A 17,339-nucleotide genomic window follows, 5' to 3' on the forward strand; every position below is an offset into this window, starting at 1 on the left:
TATAATTATATTAAATGATTCTCAACAGTTACAAATGTTTTTAAATCAAAAAACAATCTTGAAAACATGAAAAAGAAAATACTTTACGTAATAATTTTCTTATTGATTTGCCCTTTATCTTATAGTCAAATTTCTTTTGAAGAACGCAGAGCAGGAAACTTTTCGGGATTTCAAGCGCCCACTGACTTTATAACAGCTGACGTAGATGGAGATGAAGATCAAGATGTTATATTTGTTTCCTTAGATCACCTCATTTGGTTCAAAAACATTAATGATAGAATTGAATTTGGTTTACCAAAATTAATTGCTGAAGAACCAAATCAAAGCCAATTTCTTACCGTTTTTGCTAAAGATCTGGATAATGACGGAGATTTAGATATTATCTCTGGTGGTTTTAATAATATTGTTTGGTTCGAAAATTTAAATGGTTTAGGCGATTTTAGCGCACAACAAATCATTGCCCCAGACACTGGTGAACATTTTCAAATTATTGATATAAATGGAGATAATTTTCTAGACATTGTAGCCTTGCAAGGAGATGTAGTCTGGTACGAACACTTGGATGGCAATGGAAATTTTGGACCTCAAACTTATATAGGAGAACTTGGAGATGCTAGCTTTTCGGCTGCAATTCAAGCTGAAGATATTGACAGTGATGGGGATTCAGATGTTATAATTGCAAGTGGAAACTATACAGGAGATCATTATATCAGATGGTTTGAAAATTTAAATGGACAAGGAACATTTGGGTCTTATCAAGTAATTGTTACAACGACAATCTTCATGCCTGATTTTCTCTTTACTGTAGATATTGATCAGGATGGAGATATCGATGTTGTAAGTAGTGCCGCTAGTGGTGTGACATGGCATGAAAATGATGGTTCAGAAAGTTTCATTGCAAATTTTATTGCTGATAATGGTAATAATATAGACAGTGAAGTATATGTTAGCGATATTAATAGCGATAATAGATTAGACATCGTTATAGCTAGTACTGATGACAGGAACGTAGTATGGTATGAAAACATAGATAATCAAGGGGCATTTGGGTCGCCACAGATCATTGAAGATGGAGATAATCCTGACTTATATCCAAATAATATTTTTGTAAATGATCTTGATAACGATGGAGATATGGATGTCATGTGGGGTAGTACTGATTTTACCCTTTTTGCTTGGAATGAAAATCTCGATGGACAAGGAACATTTGGTAGTTTTAGGAGTTTTTTTCCACCAGGGACTAATCAGATTTTTGCAGATGATATTGATGGAGATGGAGATACTGATATTTTAAGTGGAACAAATAATCTTTTGTCTTGGTTTGAAAATGCAAATGGAGACGGAGATATCGAAGTCCAGCGCATCATATCACCATTCTTTGAGGGAGGGAGAGCTGTTTTTGCTTCAGATATTGATGGAGATGGAGACAAGGATATACTTTACGCAAATCCTTTTGAAGATAAAGTAGCGTGGTATCAGAATATAGATGGACAAGGAAACTTTGGACTAGATAATATAATAACTCTTAATGCAGAAGGCGCTTCTGATGTTTTAGCTTGTGATTTGGATGGAGATGGGGATATGGATGTAGTGTCCGCATCAAGCACTGATGACAAAGTTGAGTGGTATGAAAATATAGATGGACAAGGAACGTTTGATTTCCCACAAATATTAACTACTGATATGGAATCTGTACGAGATGTTTTTGTTTCAGATCTGGATGGAGATGGAGATATGGATATATTAGCAGCATCTCCTTTTGATGATAAACTAGCTTGGTTTGAAAATACAGATGGTCAAGGAAATTTTGGACCTATTACCATGATTTTTCAAAATGCAGACTTTGTTTGGTCAGTACACTCTTCAGATATAGATGGGGATGGAGATATGGATGTGCTCTCAGTCTCTGCAGGTGATAATATGGTTGCTTGGTATGAAAACACAGATGGACTTGGAAATTTTAGTAACCCAAATATTATTACAACAGAAACTGATTTTCCAAACCGAGTAATCTCTGCGGATCTTGATTTAGATGGCGATCAAGATGTTATTTCTACTTCACAAGGTGATGATACAATTGCTTATTACGAAAATTTGGATGGACAAGGAAACTTTGGTCCTCAACAAATTATTGCTATTTCTGAAGCAGCGGGTCGTGGACTACACGTTGCCGATATGGATGGTGATACTGATATAGACATTTTTGTATCATCTGGAAGATTTCGATGGTATGAAAACTCAACTGTATTAAGTGTTCCAGATAATGACAATCCACCTAAAGAATCATTATTATACCCTAACCCTACTACTGGTCCAATAAGTATTGATTCAAGAATGTTAATACAAGAGATAAATGTATATAATGTTATTGGTCAAGAAGTATATCATAACATAAATAATGAAGGTATTACTAGTATAAATATTAGCTTTTTACAGCCTGGCCTATATTTAGTTACTATGAAAGATACGAATAAGCAACTTTGGCAAACTAAAGTAATAAAGAAATAGTATGAGCAGTTATAAATAGAAAAACCATTCTTAATTTATAATCTACATCACCTCAAACAACTTACCCGGCAAAGGACGTATCACTCCTTTCAATTCCATGGTGAGGAGGATGCCTGCGATTTTATGGGTTGGCATTTTACAGTGTAAAGCAATGATATCTAATTCTTCTTTTCCATGCTTTTTCAGAAAACTCCAAATCAATTTTTCATCTTCTTCTAAGGTCACAAAAAGCTTTTTCTGTACAGGCAATGGCGCTTCTTCTTCTAACTTCCAATTAAGAATATATGCAATATCTGCCGCTGACGTAAGAACGTGTGCTTTATGTTGTTTAATCAAATTATTACACCCTATACTCAATGGGTCTGTTGCTCTTCCGGGAACCGCAAAGACATCACGATGATATCCATTGGCAAAATCTGTGGTGACTAGCGAACCTCCTTTTGCGGCGCTTTCAATAACAATAGTAGCTTCACTAAGTCCTGCTATAATACGATTACGTTGTAAAAAATTAGTGTGTACAAACGAATCTGATGTCCAAAAATCGGTCATAAAACCACCGTTCTTTTCTACATCTTTTACATATTTACTATGTGTTTTGGGATACATTTTATCAAGCCCGTGAGCTAAAACGCCAATGGTTTGAAGGTTGTTTTTTAAAGCAGCTTTATGCGCCGTGATATCTACACCATACGCAAATCCAGATACAATAATAGGATTGAATGGGGCAATCTCTTCTATGAGTTTTTCGACAAAAGCAGTTCCATAAGACGTAATTTTTCGTGTTCCAACAATGCTAATTATTTTGCGTTGCTCCAATTTTATATTTCCTTTTTGAAATAGCACAACAGGACCATCTATACAATGTTTTAGTCGCTGAGGATAGTCATTGTCTGTGTAACAACTATAGTGAATCTTATGTGTTTGTAGGTGTTCTAATTCTGCTTTCGCGAAAGCGGAATGCTTTTCATCCCAAAACGATTGAAGTTTATGTTCTCCTATCCCTTCTACTTTCAAAAGGTGTTCTTTTTTTTGCTGTAAAACGGCTTCGGCACTTCCAAAATGTTGAATAAGCTTTTTAATACTACCATCTCCTAAATGTGGAATATGTTGGAGTGTAAGTAAAGAAAGGAATTCGTTTTCAGCCATATATGTTATTTACAAACACACAAGAAACAATTTTTATTACTAGTATAAAAGTCTGCATTATCATTTTCTATACACAATTAAGACATCATCGAATATTTCTAAATAACATGCCTACTTCTGAAGCAACACACAGGAAATCAAGAGGCCACATCCCTATTTGATTTTTGTTAATAAAATATCATTATGACTGTTTGCAAAGTTTTAAAAAAAAGTATCTTTATTTTATGCAATTAGACCAATACATAAGTGACCTTTTATATCGTTATGAGTGTGTAATCGTACCAGGTTTTGGGGCGTTTTTAACTCAGTATCAATCTGCTATCATTCACGAAAGCACAAAAGCTTTTTACCCACCAAAGAAGAAGCTTTCTTTCAATGCACAGCTTACAGATACTGATGGGTTACTTGCTAATTACATTGCTAAGAAGGAAATGATTCCTCATGAAGATGCAAATACTAAAATTGCATCCTATGTACGCTTCTTATTTGATAGTCTACATAAAGGTACTGCTGTTGAGTTTAAGAATATTGGTTCCTTTAAAATGAGTGAAGAAAACACACTTCAATTTGAACCTTCGTATCATCTTAATTATCTTACTTCGTCTTTTGGGCTTTCTTCATTTACGTCTCCTCAAATAGCGCGTGAAGTATACAAAGAGGAAGTTGAAGCTTTAGAAGAAAAAGCGCCTATTGCATTTACACCTGAGAGGAGAGCTTCTTACGGGTGGATGAAATATGCTGCTATTGCTATTGTAGGTCTTGGAATGGCTGGTTTCGGAGGGTTTAAATACCTTAAAAATGTAGAAGCGCATAATTATGCTGCAGAACAAGAAGCAAAAACGCAGGTTGATGAAAAGATACAAGAAGCAACTTTTGTTATTGAAAACCCTTTACCTGCTATCACGTTAGATTTAATTCAACCTAAAGGCAAGTATCATGTGGTTGCTGGCGCGTTTAGAGTAAAAGAAAATGCTGAAAAAAGAATCCAACAATTACAGGATAAAGGATACGACAAAGCAAGACTTGTAAGTGTTAACAAATTTGGACTACACCAAGTAGTGTATGGTAGTTATGCTAATCCTCAGGAAGCATTAGCGATACTTCGTAACGTTCGAAAAGAAGACAACAAAACAGCATGGCTTGATGTAAGAGAATTGTAAATCCTCCTTACTTCTTATAGCATTTCTTATAGTATATTGTTTACTAGTCATCTAGATACCCTCTAAGGTATTAATCATTAAATCCTATTCCATAAAACAGGGATAGTACAATTCGTTTAAATGAATGACATTTTAAAGTTAGCTCGAATACAAATTCTTATAATCATACTATTCGCTTTTTTTAAATTTATCAGACCTTCTGTTTTGAATAGTGATTCTCCCAATTTATTCAAAGTAATCTTATTGTCTCTCCCTAACTTTTTTGAAGCTATTGTAGGCATATTAACATTAACCAGTATTGGGCTTTATATAAATAGTAAAGTAATAACTCCTAAAAAGAAGATTAAGGATCATTTTATATATACTATAGCCATAATTTTAACAGCTATTTATGTTATCACACAAGAATTTAAAATTCATAATTTAGGCGGAAATAATGTTTTTGATCAAAATGATGTGTTGTTTTCATGTATTGGATTAACTGTAGGGTACTTAATTATTATGTGGATTCGCCCTAAGACTCAGAATGCATAAAGTATGTTTTTCAAATTTGCTTATTTTCTAGTTGCAGACTTCATTTTTCGTTAGATACCTCCTACCTTTGTTAAAAAATTAAGTCTCCTATGGAAACACGTACGCCTAGCGAATCTAAAACAATACTTACAGATCTTGTTTTACCTAGCGAAACCAACCCTTTAAACAATCTTTTTGGAGGTGAACTCCTCGCGCGTATGGATAGAGCAGCTAGTATTGCTGCAAGAAGGCATTCGCGTAGAATTGTAGTGACAGCTTCAGTTAATCATGTTGCCTTTAACAAGACCATTGCTCTTGGAAGTGTCGTAACTGTAGAGGCTAAAATCTCTAGAGCATTTAAAACCTCTATGGAGATTTACATAGACGTATGGATTGAGGATCGTGAGAGCGGTATCTGCTCCAAAGCTAATGAAGCAATCTATACATTTGTGGCTGTAAATGAACAAGGACAACCTGTCCCTGTCCCGCCAGTTGTACCAGAAACCGATGATGAGAAAGATCGTTATGACGGCGCTTTACGACGCAAACAATTAAGCTTAGTACTCGCTGGAAAAATGAAACCTAACGATGCTACAGAGTTAAAAGCACTGTTTACATAAGAAATCATATCATTCAACATCGTTAAAGAGAGTATCTGAAAAGGTATGATTTTCGTCAAACAGAACGTGTTTCAGTTTCCCATTACTGATATAACTGATATGATGAGATTCTGAAATGAATTCAGAATGACGTATGAAGTTACTTTCAGACCGCATTTTATACACTATTTGAAGTATAAGAAATCTATGGTATACGCTTTCGCGAAAGCGTATAATGAATATATATTACTTGTAAGGAATTATTTAGAAATATGACTTTACATGAATGCATCATTTATTGTTATTAATAGATGCGTGTTTTAACAACTTATAATCCTACCTATCATGAAAAAACTACCTTATTATTTCTACTTATTAGTATTCCATTCGTATCTATTTCACAAGTATCATCTGTAGTCACAGAACTTTCTGATCCTTTTGATGTCGTGATACAAGGTACTGACGCTTATGTTGCTGAATTTACAGGCAATACCATTGTACGTGTTGATCTTAACCGCTACAAATCCTACTGCCGAAGATGTTGTAACAGGTATTAATGGTCCTACAAGTCTTCTTTTTGATGGAGATGATGTATATATTTCTCAAGTAGGAGGTCTTATAACGCGAAGAGATGCGAGTGATCTTACATCAAACCAAGTGACTATTGCATCTGGACTCGTAACTCCAGTTTCTATGGTACGTATTGATAATAATTTATATTTTTCTGAATTCCAAGGTGGAAGAATAGGCCGTGTTGATCTTACTACCGGAACTGTATCTACAGTCATAAACGGGCTTAATTTTCCTGAGCAGATTGTACTTATAGGAGATGAGTTATTTATTGCACACGCAGGTGCAAATCGCGTTTCTAAGTTTGATGTGACAGATACGACTCCAACATTAGAAGATGTCGTTACGGGGCTTAATAATCCTGCTGGCATACATGCTGAAGGCTCAATACTACTTGTTACAGAGTTTGTAGACAATGGTTCTATATTTAGAATAGATACTTCACAAACTTCTCCTACGGCTGTAGAAATTGTATCAGGGCAAAACAATCCTTTTGGTGTAAGCTTTTTTAACGATGATCTATATTTTGTTCAGAACGGTTCTGGTATTTTATCAAGATTTCAGGGAAATGTGCTGTCTTTAACAGACGAAATAGTAACAAATACTATCACTGTTTTTCCTAATCCAAATCAAGGACAATTTTCTATTGAAGGATTACAAGGAAAAATTGTGAATGATATCACCATTGTTGATGTAACTGGGCGTATTATAAAGCAATATACACCTCAAGATATTGCACTTAACATATTTGATAGCACCCTTTCTAGCGGTGCTTATTTTTTAGCTATTGATACAGCAGAGGGAAGACTTATAGAAAGAATTATTGTACAATAGTATATATTTTAAAACTTAAACCCTGTACGTAATCGTATGGGGTTTGGCACAAATGGACTTGAACGATCAAATGCTTCACGTTTAATGACAGGTTGTATAAATCGTATACCTGCATCCCAATTTTCTGTAAACTGATAATCAATACCAACAGAAAAGGAAACTCCCTTTACTGTAAAGGTTCCTGTATCTCTATTTCGAACTAATTCAAGTTGCGACCCTCCAGATACTTTCAACTTTGGTGAAAACTGATATTGAAAAAGTAATGGGAATTCTAAAAAATCTTTATTATCTATACGTGATTGATTTAAACCAGCTAGCATACTTATAGATGGAGACAGTGATCTTTTAATAAACACACCTCTATCTTGTCCATAAAACTCAAATTGACCTTCATTTTGACCGCTTACAGAAGCTCCAGTAGTCTCGGTCGTGTATACTTCTTTTGTTTGTGCATGACTCTGTATAACAAGTAAGAATACGAGTAATGAAATATTTTTCATGATGGTTTCTTTTCCTTTGAAACAAAGAAAGAATCAAAAAGTGTTAAGTTTTACTAACTAACTCACAAACAATCAACAAGAAAAGGTTAAACAAACGTGAAAGAGTTAACTATTCTAAGTCATTCAGCTATTCTAAATCGTAATCCTAAAAAAGGATATATAGATTGCGCATTATTAAAAAAAGATTGTATTTCTGATGGTGCATCTATACTAATAAAATCAAAGTAATTTTGGGCTCCCAATGAAATATCTACCCATTCATAAATTCTATAATTTAAAGCTACTTCGGCATTTATAAAAAAACCATCGTCTCTTATCTTTTCATCACCAAAAAGCTGTCCTATTTTTAAGTATCCTATATTCAAAGAGGGTGAAAATTGCCATTTAGAACTAATATCCAATGGATAGCCTACGCCTCCAGAGACTCTTGTGAAGTTTGCATTTCTTACATTTCCTGTTACCTCAGGTCTCACAACATCACTAGATGAAATGTTTAGATCAAAGTGTAAAACCATAGAATGGATACCTTTTGTAAACCCCAAATTAAGAGTACTTTTTACATCATATCCTTCGCTAATGAAATTATTTCCATAAAATATAGGCTGCGTATAAGCGACTTCTATAAATCCTTCTACAAATGTATCTCTAGTTATAGGAGTGTCTTTTTCTTGAGACCAACTTAACTGAACACATAAAAGTGCTATTATAACTATCTTAAAATTCAAATACATACTGTACAACGTCTTGATTAATTGGAATTTCAATAGTATTCGTCTCTACTTCTCCACTACTAGATGTAATTGTATATTCAAATACTGCCATCGTATTTTGAAGTGTATCAAAAGTTTCTGTTTTTGACATAGATGGAATCCCTACTCCATCTACAATATCACTTGTAAATGATTCTCCTTCTGGAAATTGAAATTGTTGAATTCTTGTTGGGAAGGTTATAGCGTATTCTAAACTTCCTTCTACATCAGGAGAGTCAATAATTTCTATCTCTAATGTAGCGCTTCGTTTTAATACGGTCTCAGGTAATATAACAAGCTCATTTACATCTACATTACTGTCCAATAGATACATTACTACCCCATATTCTTCATTGATTGGAGTTCCTTCAAATTGTTCATTGCTATTTATTAAAACCCCTATCAGATTAAGTTCTTGATTAGGCGCTAAAGATATTAATGTTGCTTCTCCCTGATTATCTGTACTCCCCACACCTAGAATACCTTCAAAGCCTTCAAATAACAAAATAAATGGTATGAAAACAGATTCTCTAAAAGCGTATGAATTAAGATCTACATCAGGAATGGGTTGATTAGCATCATCAATGACTTTTATGTCAAAGGCGATACGACTATTATTTTCTAGTTCATTACAACTTAGGAAAGAGCAACATACAAGAAGTAGCGTACCCATTATTTTTTTACACATACTCTTTAGATACGTAAAACCCTTTTAGGTTGCGTATCATCTTGTATTAATAACGTTTACATGCCCTTAACCCAATCTGAAGGATCGAGTTTTGTATTGTTTTTTCTAACCAAAAATTTCAGAATAGTTTTACCATTAAACGCATTAAGACCCACTTCTCCAATAGATTGCTTAAAATCTACCTTATCTCCTACTTTAACAGTGATTTTTTTGATGTTATAATACACTGTAATGTAATCTCCATGCTTTATATATATAGCTAGATTACTTCCAGAAACATCTTGTATTTTTAAAACTTCTCCTTTGAAAACCGCTCTCACTGGCTCATTAGGAGACGTTTCTATTTCTACACCACTACTATAGGTTGTGATATTGGGCAATGTAGGATGTCTAGACTTTCCAAATCGTCTTGACACGCGACCTCTTTCTACAGGCCATATTAAGCGGCCCTTATTAGAAGCAAAATTTGAAGCAAGGCTTTTTTCTTCTGGAGTAAGCGAAAATTTCTTACTAGACTTTGGTTTCCCTGCTTTTACATTACTCGCTGCGATTGCATCTGCAATAATCTTATCTATTTGACGATCAATCTCATCTGTTTGTTGTTGCTTTTTTCTAATTTGAGCTGCATACACATTTGACTTTTTACGTACTTGTGCAACAAGTGCATCTTGTGCTTGTTTCTCTTTATCAAGTTCTTTCCTAGCAAGTCTATTTTCAGCAATTAGTGCATCTTTATCTTTTTTCTGCTGGATAAGATCTGTATTAACTTGTTGTAAGAGTACTGTACGCTCTTTTATTTGATCCCCTTGTTTCTTGCGGTAGTTTGCATATTGCTTCATGTACTGCATACGCTTATACGCCTGTTTAAAGCTCTCACTAGACAATAGAAACATAATTTTACTTTGTCCGCTTTTGCTCTTATAAGATTTTTGAATCATCAACGCATAATCATCTTTGAGGTCTTTAAGTTCATCCCTCAAGTTTTCCATTTTATTGAGATTTTCATTGATCTCTTGTGTCAGGAGATTTGCTTGACGATTGGTTACTTTTATAATATCTGATCGCACTTTTATTTGCTGATCCAAATCTTCTACTTGTGTCAATAAGGAGATTTCTTTTTTCTTATTGGTTTCGCGTAAGCGTGATAGTTGTTGCATTTCTGCAATCAAAGAAGCTCTACGTTCTTCTAATTGTTTACGTGTTGGTTTTTGAGCAAAACTGGTTTGTAGGCCTCCTAAAAAAAAGCATACGAGTAACATCAATATATAGTTCTTTTTACTAGAACTCATCTAACGTTATCTTTTTATATCCAGAAGGGATTGAAAATGGAAATCGTACAGGAACATCTGCTTCAACACTTCTGTATTCTATATCTATATGGGTTTGATCTGTATTTTCAAGTACCTCAATAGCAATATTTTTAGGAAATGACTTTCCTTTCACTAATTGATGTGTTGTATAATTTACATCTAATGAGAGATTATCTTTGGGTTGCGTGACTTGCTGTTTCTTAATTAAAAAATCTTGAGGCTCCATGAAGAAAAAGAGATTCAAAATATCTAATTGCTTTTTAGGAGTAATCTTGTATAATCCTTCAACCTGATCTACTTGGTAATTTCCATCTCTTAAATTATAAACAGTCTGTCCAATAAGAAGGCGTTGCAATTGTTCAAAGTCCATTTGAACGCCAAAATACTGACTTAAAAATGAAAAATCTCCTTCAAAATAACGTCTATTTATCTTTTCATAAAAAGATATCTTTTCTGGTGTTATCAGTGCTTTTGCTCCTGTTATCCCTAAGATAGAAGCACTCATCCATATCTTTTTATCTTTCTCCATTCGGATATTTACCGTAACCGCTTGCCTTGATTTTTTATCTTGATATCGTACACGTGTGCGCGCTACCAATGTGTTAAATTCAAAAGTATTACCGTAATGATTTTCAATAAGACGTGCCGTGGCAATATCTTCTGTAGTAGCTTTATTGGTGGTTTTCTTTGTGCCGCCACAACTAACTAACATACTAAATACAAAAAGAAATGCTATCTTTTTCATTTATCCATTTGTGCTTTAAGTGCATTTGCTTTATTGATATACTGTTGCCCTTTTGTGGCATTTCCAGTTCCTGTATATGCTTCCCCTAGTTGTTGGTAAAAATCGGATTCCATTTTTACATCATCTATAATATAATCTATCCCAACTTCAAGCTGTTCTATAGCTTCTTTAAATTTAGATTGTCTATTAAGAGCAACTCCATAGGTAAGATATAGTAATGGTTGAGAAGGATATAATTCTAATCCAGAAGAAGCGACTTCTTCTGCTTCTGTATATGCTCCTGTATCTAACTGTAATAAAAGTGTACTTTTAATAATATCTATATTCTCAGAATCATTTGATAATGCTTTTTTAAGATAAGGTAACGCCTTATCCTTCACTCCTTTTTTAATATAATATGCTGCTAATTTTTGATTGATCTTAGCATCAACTACCTGAGAATCAAAGATCGAAATTGCTTCTTCTAATTGTGTTTCGTATGAAGGGTTATTATTTACAAATAGTAAGAAGTCATTTAACACCCTGTGTTTGGCCTTGGGTGTTATTTTCTTACTCTTTAAGGTACTTTTCATCGCTTCAATAGCATCATTCGTCTTTCCGTCTTCTAAATGCAGTTTATACAATGCAAGATTTACTTCCTCAGCATTAGGATTAATTTCCTTTAGCTTTAAGGCCGTTTCATAGGCTTTTTTAGTTTCTCCTTGCTCACTATATAAATAAATAAGTTTAAGATAATCTGCTTCGGCAGTAGGGTTACTTGCAATCTTTTTTTCAATGGCGTCTGTACGTCCTTTCTCATTACCAGAAAGTTTATAGATACGATCTCTTAATTGTTCTCTATAAATATCACTCCCTTTTACAGTATCTAATTCGTCTAGTAATTGTAAAGAGGCATCATATCGTTTTGTGGCTACATAAATGCGAGCAAGATCTTCTTTATATTGAATATCAAATGGAATAAGTTGCTTTACGATATTTTCTGCTTTTTCGTAATCCCGATTTTTATAATACACTTCATAAAGTGCTTCCAAAACAGGTTCTTGATTTGGTTTTAACGAAAGTGTTTTCAAAAAATCATCTTCAGCGAGGTCATGTTTTTTGAGCGCTTCATAATTTTTACCTCTCTCGAAATACAGGATAGCTCTAGCAGGTTCTATGGCTATACATTCATTTAAAGAAGAAATGGCAAGCTCATAGTTTTCAATTCCTTTTTGTTTTAGGGCTTCAAAAAATGCCTCTTGAAATTCATCAGATACATCGCCAAGATCATCGACATTTTGATCTGCAAAAGGCGTTGGGTCTTGTGCATATATATGCTTTCGCGAAAGCATACTCAAACACAAAAACAATAATACTATGTACTGATTTCTTTTCATTGTATTTTACTATTCCCTTTAAAAAGGACTCCTATTCTAAAACGGTATAATCACCAAGACTTACTTGTGTGAACTTACCATTGTATTTTACATGGTTTCCTATCATTGCTTGATCCAATTGCGCATTTTTAATAACACTATTAGATTGAATCAAACTATTTTTCACGGTACTGTCTTCAATCACCGTGCCAGCTCCTACTGAAACGTTAGGACCTACCGTAACATTGCGTAAAACTGCATTTTCTGATATATAACATGGTGGAATAATGCTTGCATTGTCTAAAACAACACTATCCGCTACCAGTTGTTCTTTTCCGTCATCGTGTAAAAACTGAAGCATTCTACCATTTGTCTCTACCGTAACGACTTTATTTCCACAGTCCATCCACTCATCTACAGTTCCTGTTTTAAAGATACGACCTTCTGCCATCATTTTCTTAATACCATCATTAATTTGGTATTCTCCTCCATTCATAATGTTTTCTTCCAACACTTCTTGAAGCTTTCCTTTAAGAACGGCTACATCTTTAAAATAATATATTCCGATCACTGCTTGGTCAGAAACAAAGGTCTCTGGTTTTTCTACGAGCTCAACGATTTCCTGTTTTTCGTTCAACTTTACAACACCATATGCTTCTGGGTTGTCTACTTTTTTAGTCCATATCACACTATCTGCTTCTGGGTCTAGGTCAAACTCGGCACGTATTAGTGTATCTGCATAGGCAATGACAGCAGGTCCAGAAAGTGATGGTGCTGCACTCATAATGGCATGACCCGTTCCCAAAGGTTGATCCTGACGATAAATAGATGGCTTTGCTCCTAAACTCTTAGCAAGTTCTTCTAGACTTTTAACCACATCATCACCAAACCAAGCGGGATCTCCTAGTACAAAAGCAATCTCTTCTATAGGTTGTTTTAATACGTTAGCAATATCACGTACAAGTCTATGTACAATGGGTTTTCCTGCAACAGGAATTAATGGTTTTGGCACTGTTAAACTATGTGGACGTAAACGACTTCCGCGTCCAGCCATTGGGACTATTATTTTCATTGAAAATTCTTATTTTCATTCCCTCGAAGGAGGGAATCCTCTATTAATTATTCTTCATTTATCTGGAGTTACCAGAATATTCTTCTTCTATTGTGTAAGACTTCCGTCTTCGCAGGAATTTATTTCACACCTGTACTTCCAAAACCTCCAGCACCTCTCTCCGTATCTGAAAGTTCAATAACTTCTTTCCAAACAGCTTGCTCATGTTGAGCAATGACCATTTGAGCAATACGTTCTCCATTTTCTATCGTAAACGCCTCATTAGATAGGTTTACTAAAATAACCCCTACCTCGCCTCTATAATCTGCATCTATCGTCCCTGGTGCGTTAAGAACTGTAATCCCTTTTTTAGCAGCAAGACCACTTCTAGGACGTACTTGTGCTTCTGTTCCAATAGGAAGTTCTATAAAAAGTCCTGTAGGCACTATTGCTCGTTCTAAAGGACCTATTGTAATAGGTTCTGTAATGTTTGCACGTAAATCCATACCCGCACTTGCAATGGTTTCATAATGCGGTAACGCGTGATTTGATTTGTTTATAATTTTAACTTTCATGATCTTTTTATGATTGCTTTTAGTTGTTTTCCTTCCATAAGAAAAATAACCAGTGCAAATATCCCTAACAAGATAGCACTTACCAAGTAATTTGCTCTGAAAATATAAAAGGAAACCCCAGAACTTACAATGGCTAGGAGTAGATATAGACTTATACGATTAAGTTCATAAGGAATAGGATAGTATTTTTTACCAAAAATGTAAGAGAGTACCATCATCGTTCCATAAGCTGCAAGTGTCGCATATGCTGAAGCCATAAATCCGATGATAGGAATTAGAAATACATTAAAACAAATCGTGATAATCGCTCCTATAATGGAAAAATACATTCCGTATTTTGTTTTATCAGTGAGTTTATACCAAATTGCAAGATTGTGATAAATCCCTAGGCAAAGATTAGCTAACAATACATATGGGACTATTTCCATAGCGATATGATAGGAAGTATCTTTTACCAATTCATCTTTAATAATATCTACAAAACCTGTAATGATAACCAATCCAAAAGCGCCTACTATCACAAAATACTTTAAGATGAGAGCGTACGTAGTTGGTGCATTTTTTTCTTTTGCATGATTAAAGAAAAAAGGCTCTGCTCCTAATCTAAATGCTTGAATAAAGATGGTCATAAAAACAGCTATTTTATAGCAAGCAGCGTAGGCCCCTCCTGTATCTTTATCAAGCATCTTATTAATAAATAATTTATCAAGCTGCTCATTTACTACAAATGCTAAGCCAGCAATCATAATGGGCCATCCATATGACCAAAGTTTTTTAAATATCTGTTTATCAAAAACAGCTTTAACTCTAAAGAATTCTGGTGCAATAAGCAGCAATGTGACAATACTCGCCATTAAGTTTGCTATAAATATATATTGCCGTATATCTGAAGTATCATACCATTCAAAATACCAATTAAATTTTGGGATAGCCCAAAGGAAGAAAAAATTTAGCGCTACAAAAACAAATAAGTTAGCCAATTTAAATCCAGCAAATCGTAGTGCTTTCCCTCTCGCTCTTAAATACGCAAATGGAGCCACAACTAATGTGTCAAGTAATACTACTCCAGCTAAATACCAAAAATAAGATTCAGGCAATTCTAAAAATTGTAAAATAGGCGTTTTACACGCATACAATACGATAGAAATAAGGAGTGTACTTATTATGAGCGCTATAAAAACAGTACTGTATACTTTTTCCTTTTTGTCACTTTTAGAAAAGAATCTAAAAAAAGCAGTTTCCATTCCATACGTCAAAATGATATTTAGAAATGCAGCTCCAACATAAAAGGAAGCTACATCTGCATACCCTTCTCTAGGAAGTGCATCGGTATGCAAACGCACTAAAATAATACCCATTAGTCTAGGCAGCACTGTTGCCAATCCATAAATAACAGTGTCTTTAAAAAAGCGTTTAAGTGTACTCAAAAAAGGAAGTATTATAACTTGTTAAAAGTAACAAATTTATAATAGATAACTCACACCAATAAATGGAGCAATTCCTTCTACTTCTGTAAAGTCAAATGATATATTTTGTGCTTTAAAATATGGGAGTTGTAATTTTAAAAACCATTTATTTCCTACCTTGTATTGTGCGCCAGCTCCAAAAGTAGCGACCGTAATGGCACTATTTTGAGAATCTCTAAAACTTCGGTCTGTAAACCCAAAACCATATCCTGCAAGTGCATACACATTCCATTTTTCTTTATTTAGTATATAATACTGCAAGGACGGAATAACTCCAAAGGCATTAAATGTGATACCACTAGCATTGTCAAATGCAGTGTTATTAGAGTAAAAACCACTGGTGACTAAAGACAACCGATTCGTAAGTAGGAATTCTGCATCTGCTTTTGCTATAACACCAAAATCTTTTTCTCCATTAGAAGTTGTGGGATATGGAGCAAACGTAACTGACAATAATTGATCTCCTTTTTTCAATTGACTAAATCCATTTTGAAATATGAGTAAGCATACTAATGAGCAAAATAAAATTCTATTTTTCATGTAATTTTTTATTGATGAACTTCAAAAATAGAAGAGAGAAATGTTAATACTTCCTAATTAAGAATAGATTATGATCGTTTGTTAAACTTTAAATAAACTACTATTACAAGACGCAACCCTCTATCTTTCAATAGACATTTGTTATTTACGCTTTCGCGAAAAAAGATTTTTAACGACACAAAGAGGAAATCATGGTATCCCAAAAAGGTAACTCTAAAAACAGAAGAATAAGATTTGAACTAAGTAAGAATGAGATTCTCGCCTACGCGGGAATAAAAAGATAAGCCTCGAGGAATGTTACATCTCGAGGCTTATAACTCAAACCAAAATATTTGTGAAGAAAGTGTTGTAAATATATATCTAACTCCCATACAATCAGTGAAACCCGATAATCGTTTCCTTTAATATCATTTAAAATATGATATAAATCCAACTAATAACAGTGATTCTATATACGCTTTCGCGAAAGCAAAAAAATTACCATATACTTCATGTATTTATAGACTACGGCTAATTTTAAAGCTCTATACATAGCTAAAATTATATTTTATACGTTATTGCTAGGTATTATCATAAAAGCTAAGAGAGTGTCTTGTTTGATGTTTAGAATACGTATAATGTCGTTAACTAAAAATAAACGTAGACCTATTCAAAAAAAGCGCTAGTGATGCCCATATTAAATTCTTGTTGGAGTTCACCCTGAGCATACTCGAAGAGTGGAGATAGTTCTAAATATATAAGAATAAGATTCCTGCCTACGCAAAAGAAGATTTGAACTTAGTGAGAATGAGATTCCCGCCTACGCGGGAATAAAAAGATAAGCCTCGAGGAATGTTACATCTCGAGGCTTATAACTCAAACCAAAATATTTGTGAAGAAAGTGTTGTAAATGTATACTCAATCACCATAAAACCAGTGAGTCCCGATAATTGTTTCCAAAATTAAATTTAGAAATTAGCATGTAAAGGTTAGATAATCCTTCTAAATATGAGCTGTAACAAAAAAATCCCAACCTTTTTAAGGTTGGGAT

At 34.1% G+C, this 17,339-nt stretch carries 17 protein-coding genes; 6 read left to right on the forward strand and 11 right to left on the reverse strand.

What is annotated here, in order from left to right; genetic code table 11:
* Positions 1-66 precede the first annotated feature (66 nt).
* Positions 67-2,508, forward strand: coding sequence for a T9SS type A sorting domain-containing protein (locus Q1A60_RS03810; RefSeq protein ID WP_299761623.1), 2,442 nt, complete (start codon positions 67-69; stop codon positions 2,506-2,508).
* Between the two features lie 42 nt (positions 2,509-2,550).
* Here the strand turns inward: Q1A60_RS03810 and dprA are convergent, their stop codons facing one another.
* Positions 2,551-3,654 (reverse strand): DNA-processing protein DprA, encoded by a 1,104-nt coding sequence (dprA, locus tag Q1A60_RS03815; RefSeq protein WP_299761626.1) that lies wholly within the window; start codon positions 3,652-3,654, stop codon positions 2,551-2,553.
* A gap of 224 nt (positions 3,655-3,878) precedes the next feature.
* Between dprA and Q1A60_RS03820 the strand changes: the two genes are divergently transcribed.
* From Q1A60_RS03820 to Q1A60_RS03840, 5 genes are all read left to right on the forward strand, one after another.
* Entirely contained in the window at positions 3,879-4,814 is a 936-nt protein-coding gene (locus tag Q1A60_RS03820; RefSeq protein WP_299761629.1) for an SPOR domain-containing protein, read from the forward strand.
* A gap of 204 nt (positions 4,815-5,018) precedes the next feature.
* Positions 5,019-5,348 carry a hypothetical protein gene (locus Q1A60_RS03825; RefSeq protein WP_299761631.1) on the forward strand — a complete coding sequence of 110 codons (330 nt, stop codon included), beginning with the start codon at positions 5,019-5,021 and terminating at the stop codon, positions 5,346-5,348.
* Positions 5,349-5,437: 89 nt separating this feature from the next.
* Entirely contained in the window at positions 5,438-5,947 is a 510-nt protein-coding gene (locus Q1A60_RS03830; protein ID WP_299761634.1) for an acyl-CoA thioesterase, read from the forward strand.
* A 290-nt stretch (positions 5,948-6,237) separates the two neighbouring features.
* Positions 6,238-6,483, forward strand: coding sequence for a hypothetical protein (locus Q1A60_RS03835; protein ID WP_299761637.1), 246 nt, complete (start codon positions 6,238-6,240; stop codon positions 6,481-6,483).
* Entirely contained in the window at positions 6,428-7,330 is a 903-nt protein-coding gene (locus tag Q1A60_RS03840; RefSeq protein WP_299761640.1) for a T9SS type A sorting domain-containing protein, read from the forward strand. The genes Q1A60_RS03835 and Q1A60_RS03840 overlap by 56 nt, the downstream gene beginning before the upstream one ends.
* Positions 7,331-7,338: 8 nt before the next feature.
* Here the strand turns inward: Q1A60_RS03840 and Q1A60_RS03845 are convergent, their stop codons facing one another.
* The 10 genes from Q1A60_RS03845 to Q1A60_RS03890 all read right to left on the reverse strand — a co-directional run bounded on the left by Q1A60_RS03845 (position 7,339) and on the right by Q1A60_RS03890 (position 16,309).
* Positions 7,339-7,830 carry a hypothetical protein gene (locus tag Q1A60_RS03845; RefSeq protein WP_299761643.1) on the reverse strand — a complete coding sequence of 164 codons (492 nt, stop codon included), beginning with the start codon at positions 7,828-7,830 and terminating at the stop codon, positions 7,339-7,341.
* Between the two features lie 119 nt (positions 7,831-7,949).
* Entirely contained in the window at positions 7,950-8,555 is a 606-nt protein-coding gene (locus tag Q1A60_RS03850) for a hypothetical protein (protein ID WP_299761646.1), read from the reverse strand.
* A complete protein-coding gene (locus Q1A60_RS03855; RefSeq protein ID WP_299761649.1) occupies positions 8,545-9,252 on the reverse strand; it encodes a hypothetical protein in 708 nt (235 codons plus the stop codon). Before Q1A60_RS03855 ends, Q1A60_RS03850 begins: the two co-directional genes overlap by 11 nt.
* 71 nt (positions 9,253-9,323) lie before the next feature.
* Positions 9,324-10,556 (reverse strand): peptidoglycan DD-metalloendopeptidase family protein, encoded by a 1,233-nt coding sequence (locus Q1A60_RS03860; protein WP_299761652.1) that lies wholly within the window; start codon positions 10,554-10,556, stop codon positions 9,324-9,326.
* Entirely contained in the window at positions 10,546-11,322 is a 777-nt protein-coding gene (locus Q1A60_RS03865) for a DUF4292 domain-containing protein (protein ID WP_299761655.1), read from the reverse strand. Before Q1A60_RS03865 ends, Q1A60_RS03860 begins: the two co-directional genes overlap by 11 nt.
* The gene (locus Q1A60_RS03870; protein ID WP_299761657.1) at positions 11,319-12,698 is read right to left on the reverse strand and encodes a tetratricopeptide repeat protein; all 1,380 of its coding nucleotides are present in this window, start codon (positions 12,696-12,698) and stop codon (positions 11,319-11,321) included. The genes Q1A60_RS03865 and Q1A60_RS03870 overlap by 4 nt, the downstream gene beginning before the upstream one ends.
* A gap of 31 nt (positions 12,699-12,729) precedes the next feature.
* Positions 12,730-13,749: a sugar phosphate nucleotidyltransferase gene (locus Q1A60_RS03875; protein WP_299761660.1), complete on the reverse strand. Its 1,020-nt coding sequence runs from the start codon at positions 13,747-13,749 to the stop codon at positions 12,730-12,732.
* A 119-nt stretch (positions 13,750-13,868) separates the two neighbouring features.
* Positions 13,869-14,303, reverse strand: coding sequence for a dUTP diphosphatase (gene dut, locus Q1A60_RS03880; protein WP_299761663.1), 435 nt, complete (start codon positions 14,301-14,303; stop codon positions 13,869-13,871).
* Entirely contained in the window at positions 14,300-15,730 is a 1,431-nt protein-coding gene (locus Q1A60_RS03885) for an oligosaccharide flippase family protein (protein WP_299761666.1), read from the reverse strand. The genes dut and Q1A60_RS03885 overlap by 4 nt, the downstream gene beginning before the upstream one ends.
* Positions 15,731-15,766: 36 nt before the next feature.
* Positions 15,767-16,309 (reverse strand): outer membrane beta-barrel protein, encoded by a 543-nt coding sequence (locus tag Q1A60_RS03890; RefSeq protein WP_299761669.1) that lies wholly within the window; start codon positions 16,307-16,309, stop codon positions 15,767-15,769.
* Between the last annotated feature and the right edge of the window lie 1,030 nt (positions 16,310-17,339).

It is taken from the genome of uncultured Dokdonia sp. (assembly GCF_947492535.1).
Taxonomy (GTDB): Bacteria; Bacteroidota; Bacteroidia; order Flavobacteriales; family Flavobacteriaceae; genus Dokdonia.